The sequence below is a fragment of the uncultured Cocleimonas sp. genome, assembly GCF_947495625.1.
GTDB lineage: Bacteria > Pseudomonadota > Gammaproteobacteria > Thiotrichales > Thiotrichaceae > Cocleimonas.
In genome coordinates this window covers 1-18,160 of record NZ_CANLZW010000012.1, presented here as the reverse complement: position 1 = coordinate 18,160, position 18,160 = coordinate 1, and the positions used below count along the sequence as shown (strand labels likewise).

Below are 18,160 nucleotides of genomic sequence, written 5' to 3'. Positions count from 1 at the left end.
CGTTTAATCTTAGCTTTAAACAATAGGCATTTACTAAACGAATTTAATAACCGCCTTTTCGAGTTGTCGCTGGTAAACCGGCAACCTTTAAGCCCTGCTTACTAGGTGCGCCAGGGAATAGATTATAAAGATCTTTACCCTTAAGTTTTTCACCCCACACACCAGACATGTGCTTGGTAATTGCACGTTCCATTGGCTGGTTGCCACCATTATTAATATACTCATCACGCAAGAATTCAACCACATCCATATGTCTGTCAGTAAGCTCTATACCTTCACCTTCTGCTAGTGCTTTACAAACATCTTCATTCCAGTCATTTAAATCAACTAAATAACCTGCTTCAGTAGTTGCTATAGAATTGCCATTAACTTCAAGTGCCATGCAATTTTTCCTCTTTTTACAGTTAATTTACAGTTAAACCCAAGATGAGAACACTTGCTAAAATTAGTTCAGCATTCTCTAATATAGGTATACAATGTCATAGCTCAAATAGAATGTCACCCCCTCCTATACTAAGGAAATAAACATTAACCAATTCTAATATCCTTAAATGGGTATACCCCTAAAAGCCCGCTACAGGTATATTTATCAACCATAATTATTCATCCAAAATAAATCTGGAGACGGAACATGAGCAACAAATCAGAACTCATCCAAGAGATGCTTGATATGCAGGCTAAATTCATTAAATACGAGCAAAGCGGCGAGTTTGATGCCGAAGATTATTACGTTGGTGAGTGGAAAGCTTATCGTGAGCGTTATCAGGAACTGACAAACCAGGTTCGTGACCTTGCTTCTGAAGAAGCAAATTTCTGGAAGTAATCGTTCAGAAATAGTTAATTTTAGAAAGAGCCGCTTTAACAGCGGCTTTTTTGTGCCTGTTTCAAATTTAACTATTTAAAATTGATATAGCAGGTCACCCCCCTACTTTAAGGCACTTTTTTATAATTTCGTCCTGAGTCCTAGTCACAACTCACTCCATCGACGCACCAGATTCGCATAAACATTACTCACCTTGGCAGTTTCATCACTATTCGGATTTTTCTCAAGAAGCGTTTCTCTAGCCTGACCTAATTCATACAGCAATTCGCGCTGGGTATTATCTTTAACCATGCTCTGTGCCCACGTAACTGCAACTAAGCGCTCACCTTTAGTAACTTTTGTCACCTTATGCAAACTGCTGGAGGGATAAACAACGGCATCACCCGCAGAGAGCTTTATTTTCTGTTCACCAAAGGCAGTTTTAATCAATAATTCTCCACCTTCATAATCGTCATTTAAAAAAACTGTCGTGGATATATCAGATCGATAGCGGCTCTGCATAGAACCAGAGGCAGAACCCATCACTGGGTCGTCAACATGAAACCCATATTCCATTCCTTCTTTGTATCTGGCATAGAATGGGGTTGCTACTTTTAAAGGAAAGACACTCGCTTGATACTCAGGATGTTGCAGTAATGAAGGCATAACCATTTGATTCAACTGATCATGCAATGGACTTTGTTGTGCTAATTCAACGTTATTTTTTACTTTTACCGCTTCTTTACCCGCTGATAATTTACCATCCACAAAATCAGCATTATTAAGTAACATTAAAATTACTTTTAATTGATTTTCGTTAAGAACATCTTTAATAATTAATAACATAATTTATTTTATTACCTTATATTAAATAGAGTTTTTTTTACCTTTATTTTCTAGTACTCTCTACCGTCTTTTAAAGGAAGCCGCTCCATGATACTTAAAATCTTTGTTGATGAACATGAGCAGGACATTCACGTTCCTGATGAAATAATCACTGATGCCAGAGAGTATTTCGACATGATCGATAAAGACATGGACCAAGGCTATCAAATGAGTCGTTCGTGGATTGAAAACCCTGACTTAACACAACGCTGCCAAATCGTCGGAGATCGCATTCTAACGGCTTTAGAGACTAATAATAAAGAAACAGGAACACTCATGGCTGGATACATTCTATCGCGTGTTCCCAACGCCTATGCGCTTCACCTTAATACGGAAGGTGACATGACACTGTACGATTTAGAAACAAGATAATTTCAGATTTCTAACTATACTTACAAGTCACCCCCCTACTTTAAATGATATTTTGTATTTGTTAATCGAAAGCGTAAATAGAATTTAGTCTTTGCAAAATTATTTTATTTTGCTTCACTTTTCTCTCAATCACGGATAATCGCTAAATACAATATTGTAATCACACTTCATTCGGATCGTTTTTGTTTTTTAATGTTGCTAACAAATATACAAATCTAGGTACTTTTTTAATCACTTAGAAAATTTAAAACCACAATCTATAATTCCCAATTCGATAAACTAAGGACCGACTGAATAACTTTGTAAACTTTTGTCTCCATATTGAGACTTATGTCTCAATCTCCCTCTTGCTAAAAGCATATCTCTTAAATATTTCTCAAATACATTAGTTAAAGCCAACTAGATAGGCATTTCTGTCACCTGTTTCTATTGGCACAATAGTTGCTTGTTTTATAAGTAATTAACAAGCAAATAAAATATTAACGAATAATGCTACAGATTCAGCTTTTATTAAAAAATAGACCATCTTTCTAATGAACGTAGCTAATCCTAGTTACTTTAGGCCTATTATCAACTCTTCCAAAATCGGTAGAGCTTTTTTACTGCGCGTATTGATATTTAGCTCAGTCATGACCTTGTTCCTTTCAGGTATTCAACTGTATATCGAATACAAAAAAGATATAAGCCAGATAAGTGAAATTCGCCAACAAATCAGTAAGAGTTATTTAAAAAGTATTGAAAATGCGGTTTGGGCAATTAATACAGAACAAATTGATGCATTGCTCGAAGGTATAACCGCTTTACCGACCGTAACCGAAGTCAGGATTAAGGCAGATAATCAGGCTGATACTTTATTCAAACACTCCCAAATAGGTTTTAAAAAAGGCGATGCAAACACAAGCGTATTTACGCAAAAAATATTATCTCCCACAAATAATCAAAGGCATGTGATTGGGCTTTTGGAAGTCACCCAAAACAGCCAATTTGTATACAACAACCTTAAAAATCGGCTATTAATTGTGCTCTCCTCAAATTTTGTGAAGACCTTTTTAGTCGCCTTATTTATTCTGTATGTTTTTCAAAAACTTGTAGCCAGACATCTGGTAACGATTAGTGATTTCTTACAAACACCTTCTTTTTTCGAAGACAGAAAAGAGCTAACGCTTGATAGAGCAAAAAATAAAGGCACGACTAATGATGAGCTAGATGTTTTTACTCAATCATTCAATTCGCTTTGTGGACAAGTAAAAGCCTCTTGGGAAGAGGTAGAAATTAGCGAAAAACGTTATAGGGCATTAGTTGAAGGCTCTTTACAAGGTATTATCATTGTTAATAAAGACTGGGAGTTTATCTACGCTAACAAACAAGCCTTTCATATTCTTGAATATGAAAAAGATGCCAGTTTCATTAAAGATCTACACGATCATTTTCCGAATGAAATAATACCTAAAAACTTACAACAGCTATTAACAGATAATATCTTCGAGCCTGTTAGCATTAACGAAATAAAAATAAACACAAAGAAACATGGCAACAAGTATGTAAAAGCCATGTTTATGTTAATAAAAGAAGAAAACTATGAAGTAATACAAATCGTTTTCAATGATATTAGCAATGAACGTGAGTTAAAAAAGAAAGAACAGGATTATGAATTACAACTAATTCAAAAAAATAAAATGGCCTCTATTGGTACGATGTTATCCGGTGTAACTCACGAAATAAATAATCCTAACCATATAATTAAACAGAATTCAGTTGTTCTAAAAGAGACATTAAACGCAATAATTCCTGAGCTACATTCTTATGCTGCCAACAATCCTGATACTACATTTAATAATTTGACTGTCAGTGAATTGATGAAGATTATTCCTGAATTAATTGATGATATTCACCATGGCAGTGACCAGATAACCAGCATCATAAACGATCTAAAATCCTTTGTTCGTCAGGATAATAGTCAGGATATAACTCGCTGTTGTTTAAATGAATTAATTGCAGAAGTGAAACATACCTTAAGAACTCAGATAAACAAACGTTGTCGTCATTTTGAATTAGATCTACAAGCTTCCCCTTCGGATATCTGGTGTTACAAACGACGGGTTTCTCAAGTGTTTATCAACCTCATTATTAATGCCCTGGAAGCAATAAAAGATCCTTCTGAAAAAATAATAATCCATACATCAAATAACAAAGAAGGTTTTATAACTGTTCGCGTTAGAGACTATGGAACAGGTATTGCCGTTGAAGATCAACATAGAATATTTGATGCTTTTTATTCGACCAAACTTGATACCGGAGGAACCGGCTTAGGTTTAGCCATTTCCCAAAGTATTGCGACTCAACATCATACAGAAATCAAAATAAATCACGAATTTGAAGAAGGAACAGAATTTACAATCGAATTTCCAACGGATGTAAAACCCATGGAAGTTCAACTTGGTATTAATTAACCATATTAGGAAAATAAAAGAAATAATAATTGAATCACGAACAAGTAACAGAAAAACACAATAATTAAAAAGAAGAAAACTAACGAGTATAGATATGAAAATATTAATAGTAGACGACCAGGAAATGATAACCCGGAGTACCTCTACCTACTTAAAAACAAAAGGTTTTGCTGACATATCGACCTTAACTGATAGTCGCGAAGTCCTGGAGGCAACCTCTACCAATAAATTTGATGTGATATTGCTAGATCTAAATATCCCTCACTTATCTGGAAAAGACTTAATAGCGCCTCTTTTAGTGATAGATCCTGATCTGAGCATCATTATCATTTCTGCAATGGATCATAGAAGAACGATTGAAGAGTGTAAAAAGCTAGGTGCTCTTGATTACTTCATAAAGCCTATAGATAACGTAAGACTTTTAAATATGTTAAGCCAAATAAAAGAAACTAAAACTGCCAATAAATCGGAAGAAAAACAAGCTTAAGAAAAATGTAGAGATATAAAAACCAAGGAACAAAGAGTGAATAGAAATATATCAATAATGCTGATAGATGATGATGAGAAAACATTACTAGGCTTATCCACCATTTTGAAAACTAAAGGTTTTACCGATCAAAATGTAATAACTAATACCGGGATAGTCATTTCGGAAATTATCAAAAACAAGCCTGATGTTATTTTGCTAGATGTGCATATGCCCAATATTTGTGGCTTGGAATTACTACAAAAAATTAAAAAAGATTTCCCTGAAATCATTGTCATTATGATTACTGGTGATGATACCGTTGATGTCGCGATTAGATGTACCAAACTGGGAGCATCTGACTACTTTACCAAGCCACTTGATCACAACCGTTTAATTCATGTGATTGATTACTCCATCAAAGAGCAAAAACACAATCAAGAGCTTCTCGAAATACAACAACGCCTTCTCGATAACAAACTAGCCAAGAATGAATATTTTTCAAATATTCTGACTGAAAATGCCGAGATGAAAAAACTGTTTAATTATATTGAAGCTATTGCACAATCAAATAGACCTGTACTTATTTTAGGAGAAACCGGAACCGGCAAAGAGCTGTTCGCGCATGCTGTACATAAAGTATCAAATAGCAATGGTCAAATGGTAACTGTAAATGCAGCTGGGCTAGATGATACCGCTTTCTCTGACAGCCTTTTCGGACATAAAAAAGGCGCTTTTACAGGGGCACTAAAAAATCGCGAAGGCCTAATCAAAAAAGCAAAATTCGGCGCTATCTTCCTTGATGAAATAGGAGATTTAAAATCTCAATCCCAAATTAAATTACTGCGTTTAATCCAGGAAAATACATACTATCCCTTAGGTTCTGATATTTTGGAGACAAACACAGCGCGAATCATTACAGCTACTCATCAAAATCTGGAATCTCTTATTACAGAAGGGAATTTTCGTAATGATTTATATTTTCGACTACAGATACACACTATAAAAATCCCACCTCTAAGAGAAAGACGTGAAGATATTCCTGTTTTAACAGAGTTTTTTATAAAACGCGCGTGCGAAGAATTAGGAAAACCGACACCTGAAATTCCGCTAGAATTATTCGATTTATTCAATAATCATTTATTTTTGGGCAATGTTCGTGAATTAGAGATGCTGCTCTATGACGCAGCGATTCACACTAGCGGCACAAAGTTAAGTTTAGAACACATCAAAAAGCATTTAGAGTTAACTTCTTCAAACGTAGGCAATTCTAAAAGCAAAGAAGCATGGAGTGATTTTGGGTCAATGAAGGAATTACCGACTATCAGAACTGCTACAAACAAATTGATCGATGAAGCGTTAAAACGCAGCAATAATAATCAGAAAAAAGCATCCATTATTCTCGGTATTACACGTCAGGCTTTGAATAAGCGCTTATCTCGTAGAGAAGAACCCGCGACGACTTCTTAACAGTCTAAAAAGTTACTTTTTTTAAGTGAATCTATCGAAATGTAATCCAGGTAGTTGCTATATATTTTGTGCCTTTTTCGACAACTGCTGCTCTATGTTCATGAGTCCAGAATGGCGGAAATAAAACCAGCTTACCTTTTTCTGGCGTAATTGAAACCTGCTGATGTATAAAATCAGTCTCTCCACCCTGTTCAACATCATTTAAATACCACAGTGCAACCAACTGACGTGATGCCAGCTCTAAATTATCCGCATCTACATGCCAGTGGTAATACTCGCCCGGCTCATAGCGCTGTAAATTATAACCCATATCTTTATAACGGCTCATATCAGCGAAATAAGGATACTTGTCTTTAAAGCTCTTTAACGCCATCGCCAATGAACGAAATAGATTTTTATCGACATCCTTCCAATGTTCTTTGCCACTAGCCACTAAGTCAGTGGTTTTTTTCAACTGAGTATTATCCGTCATCGCAGAACCCACACGACCCTGATATTGATCAGCCTGGTTTTTCTCAAAACGAGCCACCATGTCGTCACACAAAAAATCAGGCAATGCATCTTTGATTTCAAATAGAAAACTACCAGGCTTAACTTCTACTATTTCACTCATATCAATTTATTTTCAGTTATGATTTCTTCAATTGTTGACGAATCTTTAGCTGCCAGAAATTGCTCGATTAATTGTTGGGATAACTTCAACCAATGATTTTTAGAGAGATCAGCACTCTGTTGAATCAGATCTAAACTACCGGTCTCATTCCATTGTTGATAAGCATCCACTAACTTTGGAGCCAAGTGCTTCCTCATCGCTGTTAGATTACCGAAATAGAAATGTAATGAGGCCATATTTTCCCCCTTACTGACGTCTTCTAAAAGCTTGGGTAAAGTAGTTATAGAATCAGCTATATGATCTCTAATTGCTCTTAGCATAATTTCTGCATGAGTCTGTGAATACGTATCCAGCATTTCATTCCAGACTTGATCACCATCATTAGCTACGTTTAATTTTCCTAATAACTCACCTGCTTTGACTTCACCAATTTCATGTTCAATCACATACTCAATTTCAACTTCGGTCATTTGATTGATTGCCGTTTCAGGATCCGTTTCGAAGTCATAGAAACTCATGGCACGAGTGAGCGGATTATCTAAACCTGCCACTCTGGCATCATCCAGAATTTCCCAAATAACACGTCTTAAAGATTCGCGTCTAACAAAGATATTTTTACCCTGTGCCATCGCAGGTGGAGCAGCCATATCTCGCGCAAATTCTTTATTAGAAATAAAGATAGTATAGTCATCGTGTTGTATGAATTTTTCGAGTTCAGCAATAAAGAAATGTGGGCGACTACGAATGCCTAAACCAGCGTTATATACCAGTTTTTTATCGTCCAGTGTGCTGTTGATTAATTCGTTCTCAAAGGGTTTAAACGTTTTCTCATCGATTTCCAGATTCTTATATTCTTGCTCTTCGAGCTCATCCCAAACACCTTCTCTACTGGTTAACCAGTCGCCTACATCGTCTGTCGTCAACATGGTCTTGAAATCTATACTTTGTTCCCAACGATACATTTCGCGCATTTTGAGTAGATACACACACAAGGTATAGTCTCCCGCATGCCTTGCATCAGCTATGTGACAATTGTGTTGCACCGTATCAATAACATCTTTTAACTGCTTATCCATAAATGAATAATACAAGGTTTTAAAGAGGTATTCGCTTTTCCTTAAGAGATACCTATAATTCCCATATAAATTCCGCCATATACCAACTGGAAATCAATATGCGAATTCGTATCAAAACAAAGTGGAGCAAAGAAGAACGCGAAGTATCGGTTGAAGATGCAGTGAGTGTTCTTGCTTTTAATAGCTGGAAAATCGGCATGCAAACCCTATTAGAAATTGAGAATGAAAATTTTCAGGTAGATTCGCAAGTACAACGTATTGAAGTCATCGAAGAAGTCATGGCTTTTATGATCCAAGCCCTAGATCGCATTGTTCATGAAACAATTAATGATGAAGATCGAGCTGCGCTAATCAGCATGTACGCACAAAAAGTATCTGATCATGTACAAGATAATGCGCGAGATTTCAGTGGTCCAGGTGATTACAGAACTCCTTTTATAGAAAAACTCAATGCGCGTTTTGAATCCTATTCAGATACAAAATGGGATACAGAAAAACACCAACCTGGTTTTTCCATGGGTCGTGAATTTGGCAATAATATATCTGACGTACTCGGCCCAAATGATAGACAATGGGCATTAGATTATATCCAGCAAGTACTTATGCCAGAATTTTACGCCCTGTTTAAGAAGACCGTGAAATCTGTAGGATTAGTTGAAGATGAAATCAAAGATGTGGGTGGAGAAGCATTAGATTCTCGACATGTATTATTGAGAGATAAACCGGCTTAAAAAAAATTATTAGAAAAACACCCTTGAAGTGTGGGGGTGTGTTTTTAATTTATAGGGTTTACAAGTAGTAATTACAGACATAAAAAAAGCAGGCTAAGCCTGCTTTTTTTATGTCTTCTTTATAGCTACAAATAAGAAATTACTTAACCCACTCTTTGTAACCATCCATATTCTTTTCAGTACCGTCAGCATAACCAGCTTCGTATGCATCAGTAACGCGTTGCTCTTCACGCTCAGGATTTACAAGGTACCCACCCTGCCAGCCTTGTAGATACTCAGAATCCACACCTGCTTTTTCCATTGCAACAACTGCATCGTAATATTCCTGATTCATTGGATATTCCTCTTAAATCTTTTTATAAATAAGGTTAAGCAAAAAGTCTTTTTGAACGATTAATAAACGTTAATATTAACAATAAAAACTTCTTGGTCGAAAATTGATTCGAACAGTATACCCGTATATTAGTGTTTCTGAATATCCCTATTGGGGTAAAACCCTTATAACAAAAAATTAACCTAGTCCTGAATAAATTCTATTTAGTTTAAGAAAAATAACGAGCCGAATAGATTGATAAGCGACTCTAACTTTATTGACGTTGCTTATGAGGTAGACTCAAACGAAAATCTAGTCTATATGAATTTTAATTATAAGTGATGGTAATATTATTTAATTAGAAAGGAGTATTAATTTCTAATAAATATATTAAACACCCATAAAAAATGCCCACATACTGTGGGCACATATCTACGAGATAACGATTTATACTTAAAATTTACCAACCAGGTTGATAAACCATCCTTTAGCATCCCCATCCGTATTTCTTAAATCATCATTAAACGAAGTAAAGTTATACCCTATTCCAATCTTCATATTTTTACCTATATGGCGATCAACCGATATCATCGCGCCATGTTGAGTATCCTGTGATTCGTCTGAATTCAGCCAATGGTATTGTGCCATTGCATCCCATTTATGGCTGAGGTGATAAGTCACACTTGTTGCCACTAATGTTGCATCATTTTTCTCCCAGTCACCTGCATCTCTATCTGTTCGAAGCTCACCCAACTTATGTGCGACTTTTCCGCCTACTTGCCATTTCTGATCGATTTGATAGCTACCTTCGAGACTTGCGGTTAAAGATTTTTCATCTGTATTAGTACTTTGCGAAATAGGTTGTAAATCATAAAGATAGGTTAGACGACCTAATATATTCAGGCGATCATTATTAACAGGACGATAAGCAAACCCAAGGCCACTTTCAATAAACTTTGCATCCTTGGTATTACCTTCTTTATCATTAGTAACAGAGTAATTAAGTTTACCTTGCAAACGTAATGAAGGACTTAAACGATAATTTAGTCTGTTAGTTGTTACCCATTGATCGGTCTCTTCCGGGCTGAGTTCAGATGTACCCTTATCGCGGCGATATTCTATTCGCGAGCTTCCTGTGCTTTTACCCTTTTCATAAGTGAGACCTACTGAGAATGCATCACGATCTGTAATTCCACCCTCTTCCTTATCAAGACGTGCCGTCTGCACGGAAGCACTTAAGGTCACATCGTCATTATAATCATGATCAATACCAAATGTATGGCCTATGCCTGTCTGGGCTGATTCGTAAGTAAATTGATGTTCGGTAAATACTTTGAGTCGATTACTAATAGTTTTTCTTTGACCCACAGTGAACAGATTTTGCTTATCTTCTGTACTGTCTGACGATAAAGTATAGTTTGTATAAATCGTATGATCCTTACTCAGCTTATAATCTGCACCCAGTGTCGCGGCTTCTCCACGTTCTCCTGTGCTGTACTCAGCATTCAGATCTATCTTTTCAGTTAATTTGGACTTAGTTCCAATGGTGAATAAATCATTTGATGTATAAGCGCCACTTTTATTAAGTGTGCTTTGGGCGATTACGTACAAGTTAATATCTTTATTAACATCGTAACCAACCTTAAAAGCAGCGAGCGTGCCTTCACCGTCTATTGATTGGACTGTATTAGCATTCTCACTAAGATCTTCTTCTTTAATATGACGAACTTCTGCACTCAGAGTTACTTTTTTATTTAATTCGTAATCACCCTGAACACTAGCTGTAGTAACCTTACTGGTGCCTTTTTTATCTAACATTGTTGATCTTGCTGAAAGTTTTAGCGCATCATTAACTTCTACGATTGCTTCTAATCCAGCATCGATAGTTTCAATTCCCTGATCTAATCGAGCGCTAGAGAAACCAGCATCGCGATGTTTATACCAGGCACCTAAAACACCCGTTTTTTTACTAAAATCTTCAAGGTTGGCTCGAGCCTCTAAGCTGTAAGCTGTACCTGTTTTATTCGCCAAACTATCACTTGAAATAAAATCATTAAAATTCAAACCACCATCATCAGATTTAAAATTACCTGATGTTTGTAAAGATTTACTTTCTGCATATTCTGCAACAAGGTAAGTTCCTTTTGACTTTTTAAGAGTGATATCAATACCTTGGAGATCGTAATCATCATCATTCCGATTTTCATGGGCGTAACTTCCACCTACTGCAAAATGATCATTCAACCAGACCTTACCACGCCCACCATAACTAGCTTTATCACTATCAAAATTATCAGGTACATATTCATAATCGACCATCAAGTAGACTTGATCACCATCTAAAGGGTTATCTTTTACTAATGATGGATTTGCTTGTTCAGCAATTTGCAATAGAGGGCGATGTAAAATGATACGGCCTTGAAAATCATCAATTTCATAATCACGACCTTCTTCCATAACAATAGTGCTGATTGCTCTTTCACTGTTTCGGTCTCGTATCTCTACCCATATTTTTTCTGAACCAACGACAATATCAGTATCTTTCAAATAATAGAGACTGCCGCCAGTCCCCAGAAATTGATTATGTCTAAAGGCACTCTGCGCTTCAGATGCAAACATCGTGACGTCGGTTTTATGATCACCATTACTCGTTATTTTAGTACTTTTATGATTAAGCTTGGCTCCATATAAACTTCTATTAAAAGCGCTTAACTCTGTACCTGTCATATCTGTATTAAAATTACCCCATATTGCACGAGATTTATCCCAATCAACACGCACATACATCTTTCCCTGACTATTAGTATCATCAATAATCGTCGAGTCATCACCATAAACCGGGTAGTACTTATCCGGGTCTAGTCTTCGGAATAGACTTTGTGCGTCTTTTTTATGGATATCATCAAACAGGTTTTCAATTTCATCGGTCCCCGTATCCATCTGGGCAGTAATAAGATATTTACCTTTGATTTTACCTTTTAGGTAGAAGGCTAAACGACCATCAACAAAGATATCACCATCAAGGTATTTGTCACCATCACTGAGTGTTTCTAGATTTCCAGATACCTTGCCTTCACCAACTGTAACGTCGGCTAAACCCACCATAAACATATATCGACTATTTACATCTATATCTAACGATTTGCTATACGCTTGTTTATTTTTATCTGATATTTTGACATCAAATGAATGACTGCCTTCAGGTAACAATCTTTCCAGAACGAAACGCTGTTCTGAAACAGTAATTTTTTCACCATCAATGGAAATTTGATTGCCTTCTACAATATCATTACCAGAGATGCGTACCCGAGATCCATAAATTGGTATTGTCTGTCTATCGAGGTTATTTTCGAGGTTTAGGCTTACTTCGTTATCATTATCAAAGTTTCTACCAGGTCCTTGTAAGTACATTTTACGAGCATTCGTAGTGTCAATATGACCGGCTTTATCCTTAACCGTTAAAATGTACTTTAATTCATCTCCTGCTGCTAATGGCTTTCCATTCATAACAGAACCATTCCATTTGACAGTCTGGCCATTTAATAATTTAGAGCCTGTAAATGTAGTTATTGGTTTACGTTCATCTTCATCACTAGCTCTATAAATAGACAATTCCCAATTCTTAATAAAGGCTGCATAATTTGTATTTAATGTAAAAGAAATAGGAGATTCAAAATGACTTCCAGAAACTTCGATATCTTTACTTGTTTTTACATCAAGAATTGGGGTTAACGTAGAGGGATCATTACTGACCCATATAACACCACCATCTCTAAGACGAATCGTTCTTTGTGTAGAACTTACTTGTTCTTTATTTATTACTGGTTCTGACACATTTTGAGATTCTGCAACATCAGTATCGCTAGCCTGTTTTTTAACGACTTTGATTGAATAGGAACTGGTAGTGATGTTGTTATCGGTTGCCTGAGCAAGCACACAGGCGCTACACATAACTAGACCTATTAACGCTTTATTAAAAAGCGGTGATTTTCGAGCAGTCATAACAGAATTATGATTCTTCTGAATTGGCAGTCTTTTTTTCATTTTTAAACCTGTTTTGTTCGTTGGTCTTATTTTTATTAATTCGAATTAACAGACATCCTTGTCTTTATGATTCTTCTTTTTATTTATAGCTATGTTCATAGCCTCTTTGAGATCAGTGTCTTATTTAGACTCTACTTTCACATGACCCATTAAGTTACCTAATCGTTTATGCAAAGCTTTTCTAACACTGTTTGCACGAAGCTTTGATAGTGTGGCATTTTCCTTATCTGCCATAATTTGAACATACGCACTACCATGCTTTTTAACGGCAGTTGCAATGTCATCAAGTACTTTCTGATTACCTTTTAATACTGTGGAGCTGTTTGTTTCGAAGAAATTACTTTTCAACATCACTTCAACTGTATTTGTAGAGACACCCCCCACCTTTGAGGCACTTTTTTGAACAGCTTGTTTAGTTGCCTTAGTTTGTGGTGCCTGTTGCACAGGCAACTTAATACCAAAGTTAATTTTACTCAGTGCAGAACTCGTAACACGTATCACTCTTGGATTCTCTGTGGTAAATCTAGCGCCTACCGGTAATGATGATTTGTCTACCTTAAGAATAAAGTTCTTACCCCAACCACGTCGTCCACCATCAACATCCGGTAGGTGATAACGTCCGTATCCATCGGTTTCTATTAATAGACCGTCAACCGTTGCTAGACGAACACCTGGGATACCTTCTTCATTGATACCGTAATTTGTGATTGTGATTTCAAGCACATCAGTGTCTTTAGCAGGAATACGCTTAGCCTTCACTGGAGTCTGTGTCGGAATACCTCGTATTCTACGAGTAGTAACACGGATATCCTGAGCAGTCAGACCTTTCTTCTTCTGGCCTGTATGGCTTGTCTTCAACTGGCCACGGTTATCGATCGTAATTACTGTTCCTTGTTGAGTAGTTACCTTGAAGTCATTCTTCTTAGAGTAAGGCATACGAATCACTTGGCGATATTTACTTGGATCATCTAGTACGCTAACTCGTCCATTAAGACCACCCAGATGTAAACTGTTCCAACCGAAATAATCACTCTTGACTGTAAGTCCTGTAACATTCGCAGGGTCTTGGTAACCGTCACCATCACGGTCATGGAATACTTTACCTATTAAGGTAGATTGATCCAACACACTATCAGCAACGATGGTAACAGTCGCAGTAGCAATGTTACTAGCAATATCATCTTCAGAGCCAGAAGCAAATACTTGTACTGTATTCACCGCATTTCCTTGCGTCGCTGCCGTTCCGACTTTGAGGATATAACCAATTTGTACAATCTCTTTTCCTTTTAGCGTCAGTGAACCAAAAGTAATTGGATCAGTACCAGTCGCTTTGATTCTTGTAACGATATCGTCTTCAGTACCAATGCTATTATCTGCACCAGCTCTAGTAAGCTTTGCAGCACTTGATACAAACTTAAAGCCTTTCGGTAAGTCATCACGAACATCAACATCGATTTCATCTTCAGTCGTATTTTCTGCTCGTATCGTGTAGTAAAGCTGATCTCCCACACTGAGCTGCTTCTTATTCGCTGACTTACTCAACAACACGGTGTCATCATCAAGTTCTGTTACACGAGCTATCTGAGAATCAAGCGGAATGTGATTAAAGATAACATTGCTATCACCAGAACTTAATGAGAAGTCCATAAAGTAGGTCGTATCCTGATTACCTTGAGGAGCATCAGGCTGAGCTTGCACTTCACAACTATTACTATTAGCGATCGCATCAACCGTACAATTAGCTTCATTCGCATCACTGTCATACACACCTATTTGTGGTGGAATGATGGTGCTGTCTGTGTAGTAACCAGCTGGCGATGAAACTATCTTAATCGTATATGTTTCACCATTTTGACAACTTGAATGCGCATTAGGATAGACATCGAAAGCATAGATACCATCTTCTGTAGTAACCTGACTTTGCTGACCTTCACCGACACAGCTTACATCAACAGGAGTTCCCTGTGAGTTTACAAGTTGCAAAGTAACTCCAGCCAAAACTTCACGAGTAGTACTGTCATACACCACACCACTAGGATCTACTGGTAATGGCAGGTCTAAAGTTTCACCTGACTCAAGATCACCCGTTGACTTAGTTGTAATCAACGTACCATTAGTATTGAAGAACTCAACAGTATACTCAGCAGGAATTAACCCCGTAACAGAGTAATTACCTTGAGCATCAGTTACCGTAGTGGCGATAACGTTACCATCCTTATCTTTGATCTTTAGCGTCCAACCTGTTTTACGGTCTTCGTCTGGATCGATCTCGTTGTCTTTATCTCGATCTAACCACACTGTACCTGCAATAGCGGCTGGCTCTTCATAATCAATAGTCACTGTAGCGATATTAGACTCAAGACCAGTAGTATCTTTCACTGTATATTGAACAGGTTTTGGATCACCCAAATAACCTGGTTCTGGAGTAAAAGTAATATCTCCAGTAGCAGAATCAACTGTCCATGTACCTTCATTTGGAACAATTAATGTAGTTACAGGATTACCAGAAAGGTCCTGAATACGAACAGATGTTACATCTAATTCACCTTCAGGGTCGTTATCATTAGCTACAGTTTTAATCGTAACTGACTGACCTAAAGGCTGTTCTTCCACACTGTCATCTTTAGCAACTGGTGGTAAGTTAACAATAACTGTGACTGTCACACTTGCAGTATCACAATTGTCAGGGTTAAGTACCTCACAAATGGTGTATTCCACTGTATAAGTACCGCCTGGAGTTCCAGCTGCAACAGATACAGTACCATCAGCATTGACAGTTAATGGGCCTGTAGTTACTGGCTGTATAGTTACATTTTCTGGAGTGACTGGAACACCATTTAATGTATCGTTAGCCAATACATTCTCAGCAATGTTTCCGCCATTAACGCCATCAACTGGTGATGCTGCTAATACATCATTCGCTTCTATAGGTGCTGCTTCAACAGTTACCGTGACAGTTGCTGAATCACAGTTTGTTGGATTAAGAATTTCACAGATCTGGTACGTTACAGTATAAGAACCCGCTGGTGTGTTTGGAGCAACAATCACAGTACCATCTGCATTCACACTTAATGGACCTTCTGTGATCGGTGCTAAGGTCACCTCAGTTGGATCAATAGGAGAGTCATTTAAAGTATCGTTAGTCAGAACGTTCTCTGGGATCGTACCTCCTATTACACCGTTCACTGGATCTACTGCAATAACATTTTCAGCTACAATAAGAGCAGCATCGTTATCTGTGATCGTTACCGTACCACTCGGATCGGAATTCGCGGTGTTTCCACTGGTCACTGTCCCGTTAACACTAAAGGTCTCATTCGGCTCATCAATACTGTCATCAATCACCGGGATCGTTACATTAACCGTTGTTTCACCCGCTGGGATCGTAACCGTAGTGGTAGTCTCTGTGTAATCTGCACTACCCGCTGTACCGGTCGCTGTCACGATATCAATCACGGTATCAACTGAGCTAACCACATCAATACTTACAGGTACTGTCACTGTGACAGAATCCTCTGCTGTCGTTACATCTCCAATCGCTACCGTCGGTGCAGCATCGTTATCGGTGATCGTTACCGTACCGCTTGGATCGGTATTCGCGGTGTTGCCACTGGTCACTGTACCGTTAACACTAAAGTCTTCACTCGGCTCATCAATGCTGTCGTCTGTTACCGGGATCGTCACATCAACCGTTGTCTGACCCGCTGGGATCGTCACTGTTGTTGTCGTCTCTGTGTAATCTGACGTACCCGCTGTACCGGTAGAGGTTGTGATATCAATCACGGTATCAACTGAGCTCACAATATCAATGCTCACAGGGACCGTTACTGTTCCTGAATCTTCTGACGTAGATACATCACCGATCGTTACTGTTGGTGCCGCATCGTTATCGGTGATCGTTACCGTACCACTCGGATCGGTATTCGCGGTGTTGCCACTTGTCACTGTACCGTTAACACTAAAGTCTTCACTCGGCTCATCAATACTGTCATCAATCACCGGGATCGTTACATCAACTGTTGTTTCACCCGCTGGGATCGTCACTGTTGTTGTCGTCTCTGTGTAATCTGACGTACCCGCTGTACCGGTAGAGGTTGTGATATCAATCACGGTATCAACTGAGCTCACAATATCAATGTTCACAGGGACCGTTACTGTTCCTGAATCTTCTGACGTAGATACATCACCGATCGTTACTGTTGGTGCCGCATCGTTATCGGTGATCGTTACCGTACCACTCGGATCGGTATTCGCGGTGTTGCCACTGGTCACTGTACCGTTAACACTAAAGTCTTCACTCGGCTCATCAATACTGTCATCAATCACCGGGATCGTTACATCAACTGTTGTTTCACCCGCTGGGATCGTCACTGTGGTCGTAGTCTCTGTGTAATCTGTGCTACCCGCTGCACCGGTCGCTGTCACGATATCAATCACGGTATCAACTGAGCTCACAATATCAATGCTCACAGGGACCGTTACTGTTCCTGAATCTTCTGACGTAGATACATCACCGATCGTTACTGTTGGTGCCGCATCGTTATCGGTGATCGTTACCGTACCACTCGGATCGGTATTCGCGGTGTTTCCACTGGTCACTGTCCCGTTAACACTAAAGGTCTCATTCGGCTCATCAATACTGTCGTCAGTCACTGGAATAACAACATTTACTGTAGTTTGACCCGCTGGGATCGTGACCGTAGTTGTAGTCACAGTGTAATCGTCCGTACCTGCTGTACCTGTTGAAGTCACTATATCAATCACTGTATCGACTGAACTTGGTGTACTTAAAGTTACTGGCACATTAGCTGTACCTACATCTTCTGTAACCATAAGGTCACCGATAGTAATCGATACTATATCGTTATCCGTAATCGTTACCGTTCCTGTATCACTTGCGTTACTGGTGTTGCCACTGGTGACTGTACCGGTCACGGT

13 protein-coding genes are annotated in these 18,160 nt (G+C 38.1%); 6 read left to right on the top strand and 7 right to left on the bottom strand.

What is annotated here, in order from left to right:
• Positions 1 to 43 precede the first annotated feature (43 nt).
• Positions 44 to 382, bottom strand: coding sequence for a TusE/DsrC/DsvC family sulfur relay protein (locus tag Q1A31_RS08390; protein WP_299875118.1), 339 nt, complete (start codon positions 380 to 382; stop codon positions 44 to 46).
• A gap of 249 nt (positions 383 to 631) precedes the next feature.
• Between Q1A31_RS08390 and Q1A31_RS08385 the strand changes: the two genes are divergently transcribed.
• The gene (locus tag Q1A31_RS08385; protein WP_299875115.1) at positions 632 to 823 is read left to right on the top strand and encodes a hypothetical protein; all 192 of its coding nucleotides are present in this window, start codon (positions 632 to 634) and stop codon (positions 821 to 823) included.
• Positions 824 to 967: 144 nt separating this feature from the next.
• Here Q1A31_RS08385 and Q1A31_RS08380 read toward each other — a convergent pair whose 3' ends face one another.
• Complete coding sequence (locus Q1A31_RS08380; RefSeq protein ID WP_299875112.1) at positions 968 to 1,648, bottom strand: Fe2+-dependent dioxygenase; 681 nt, start codon at positions 1,646 to 1,648, stop codon at positions 968 to 970.
• Positions 1,649 to 1,735: 87 nt separating this feature from the next.
• Here Q1A31_RS08380 and Q1A31_RS08375 point away from each other — a divergent pair, with 87 nt between their 5' ends.
• The 4 genes from Q1A31_RS08375 (at position 1,736) to Q1A31_RS08360 (ending at position 6,445) form a co-directional block, all read left to right on the top strand.
• A complete protein-coding gene (locus Q1A31_RS08375) occupies positions 1,736 to 2,059 on the top strand; it encodes a hypothetical protein (RefSeq protein ID WP_299875109.1) in 324 nt (107 codons plus the stop codon).
• Positions 2,060 to 2,592: 533 nt separating this feature from the next.
• Positions 2,593 to 4,509: an ATP-binding protein gene (locus tag Q1A31_RS08370; RefSeq protein WP_299875106.1), complete on the top strand. Its 1,917-nt coding sequence runs from the start codon at positions 2,593 to 2,595 to the stop codon at positions 4,507 to 4,509.
• Between the two features lie 94 nt (positions 4,510 to 4,603).
• Positions 4,604 to 4,996, top strand: coding sequence for a response regulator (locus Q1A31_RS08365; RefSeq protein ID WP_299875103.1), 393 nt, complete (start codon positions 4,604 to 4,606; stop codon positions 4,994 to 4,996).
• 36 nt (positions 4,997 to 5,032) lie between these two features.
• Positions 5,033 to 6,445 (top strand): sigma-54 dependent transcriptional regulator, encoded by a 1,413-nt coding sequence (locus Q1A31_RS08360; protein WP_299875100.1) that lies wholly within the window; start codon positions 5,033 to 5,035, stop codon positions 6,443 to 6,445.
• A 31-nt stretch (positions 6,446 to 6,476) separates the two neighbouring features.
• On the opposite strand, the gene Q1A31_RS08355 is transcribed toward Q1A31_RS08360, so the two are convergent.
• Complete coding sequence (locus Q1A31_RS08355) at positions 6,477 to 7,058, bottom strand: 2OG-Fe(II) oxygenase (protein WP_299875097.1); 582 nt, start codon at positions 7,056 to 7,058, stop codon at positions 6,477 to 6,479.
• Entirely contained in the window at positions 7,055 to 8,134 is a 1,080-nt protein-coding gene (locus tag Q1A31_RS08350) for an Sfum_1244 family protein (RefSeq protein ID WP_299875094.1), read from the bottom strand. Before Q1A31_RS08350 ends, Q1A31_RS08355 begins: the two co-directional genes overlap by 4 nt.
• A gap of 98 nt (positions 8,135 to 8,232) precedes the next feature.
• Here Q1A31_RS08350 and Q1A31_RS08345 point away from each other — a divergent pair, with 98 nt between their 5' ends.
• Positions 8,233 to 8,865, top strand: coding sequence for a hypothetical protein (locus Q1A31_RS08345; RefSeq protein ID WP_299875091.1), 633 nt, complete (start codon positions 8,233 to 8,235; stop codon positions 8,863 to 8,865).
• A gap of 139 nt (positions 8,866 to 9,004) precedes the next feature.
• Here the strand turns inward: Q1A31_RS08345 and Q1A31_RS08340 are convergent, their stop codons facing one another.
• The 3 genes from Q1A31_RS08340 to Q1A31_RS08330 all read right to left on the bottom strand — a co-directional run.
• Positions 9,005 to 9,199, bottom strand: a complete 195-nt coding sequence (locus tag Q1A31_RS08340; RefSeq protein WP_299875088.1) for a hypothetical protein — start codon at positions 9,197 to 9,199, stop codon at positions 9,005 to 9,007.
• Positions 9,200 to 9,631: 432 nt separating this feature from the next.
• A complete protein-coding gene (locus Q1A31_RS08335) occupies positions 9,632 to 13,222 on the bottom strand; it encodes a hypothetical protein (RefSeq protein WP_299875085.1) in 3,591 nt (1,196 codons plus the stop codon).
• 120 nt (positions 13,223 to 13,342) lie between these two features.
• Positions 13,343 to 18,160, bottom strand: a 4,818-nt coding sequence (locus Q1A31_RS08330) for a Calx-beta domain-containing protein (RefSeq protein ID WP_299875083.1), incomplete at its 5' end; no start/stop codon positions are given.

Bases quoted from the DNA above. Each gene is read 5' to 3' on its own strand.
- Q1A31_RS08390 (WP_299875118.1), bottom strand. From the start codon at position 382: ATGGCACTTGAAGTTAATGGCAATTCTATAGCAACTACTGAAGCAGGT.
- Q1A31_RS08385 (WP_299875115.1), top strand. From the start codon at position 632: ATGAGCAACAAATCAGAACTCATCCAAGAGATGCTTGATATGCAGGCT.
- Q1A31_RS08380 (WP_299875112.1), bottom strand. From the start codon at position 1,648: ATGTTATTAATTATTAAAGATGTTCTTAACGAAAATCAATTAAAAGTA.
- Q1A31_RS08375 (WP_299875109.1), top strand. From the start codon at position 1,736: ATGATACTTAAAATCTTTGTTGATGAACATGAGCAGGACATTCACGTT.
- Q1A31_RS08370 (WP_299875106.1), top strand. From the start codon at position 2,593: ATGAACGTAGCTAATCCTAGTTACTTTAGGCCTATTATCAACTCTTCC.
- Q1A31_RS08365 (WP_299875103.1), top strand. From the start codon at position 4,604: ATGAAAATATTAATAGTAGACGACCAGGAAATGATAACCCGGAGTACC.
- Q1A31_RS08355 (WP_299875097.1), bottom strand. From the start codon at position 7,058: ATGAGTGAAATAGTAGAAGTTAAGCCTGGTAGTTTTCTATTTGAAATC.
- Q1A31_RS08350 (WP_299875094.1), bottom strand. From the start codon at position 8,134: ATGGATAAGCAGTTAAAAGATGTTATTGATACGGTGCAACACAATTGT.
- Q1A31_RS08345 (WP_299875091.1), top strand. From the start codon at position 8,233: ATGCGAATTCGTATCAAAACAAAGTGGAGCAAAGAAGAACGCGAAGTA.
- Q1A31_RS08340 (WP_299875088.1), bottom strand. From the start codon at position 9,199: ATGAATCAGGAATATTACGATGCAGTTGTTGCAATGGAAAAAGCAGGT.
- Q1A31_RS08335 (WP_299875085.1), bottom strand. From the start codon at position 13,222: ATGAAAAAAAGACTGCCAATTCAGAAGAATCATAATTCTGTTATGACT.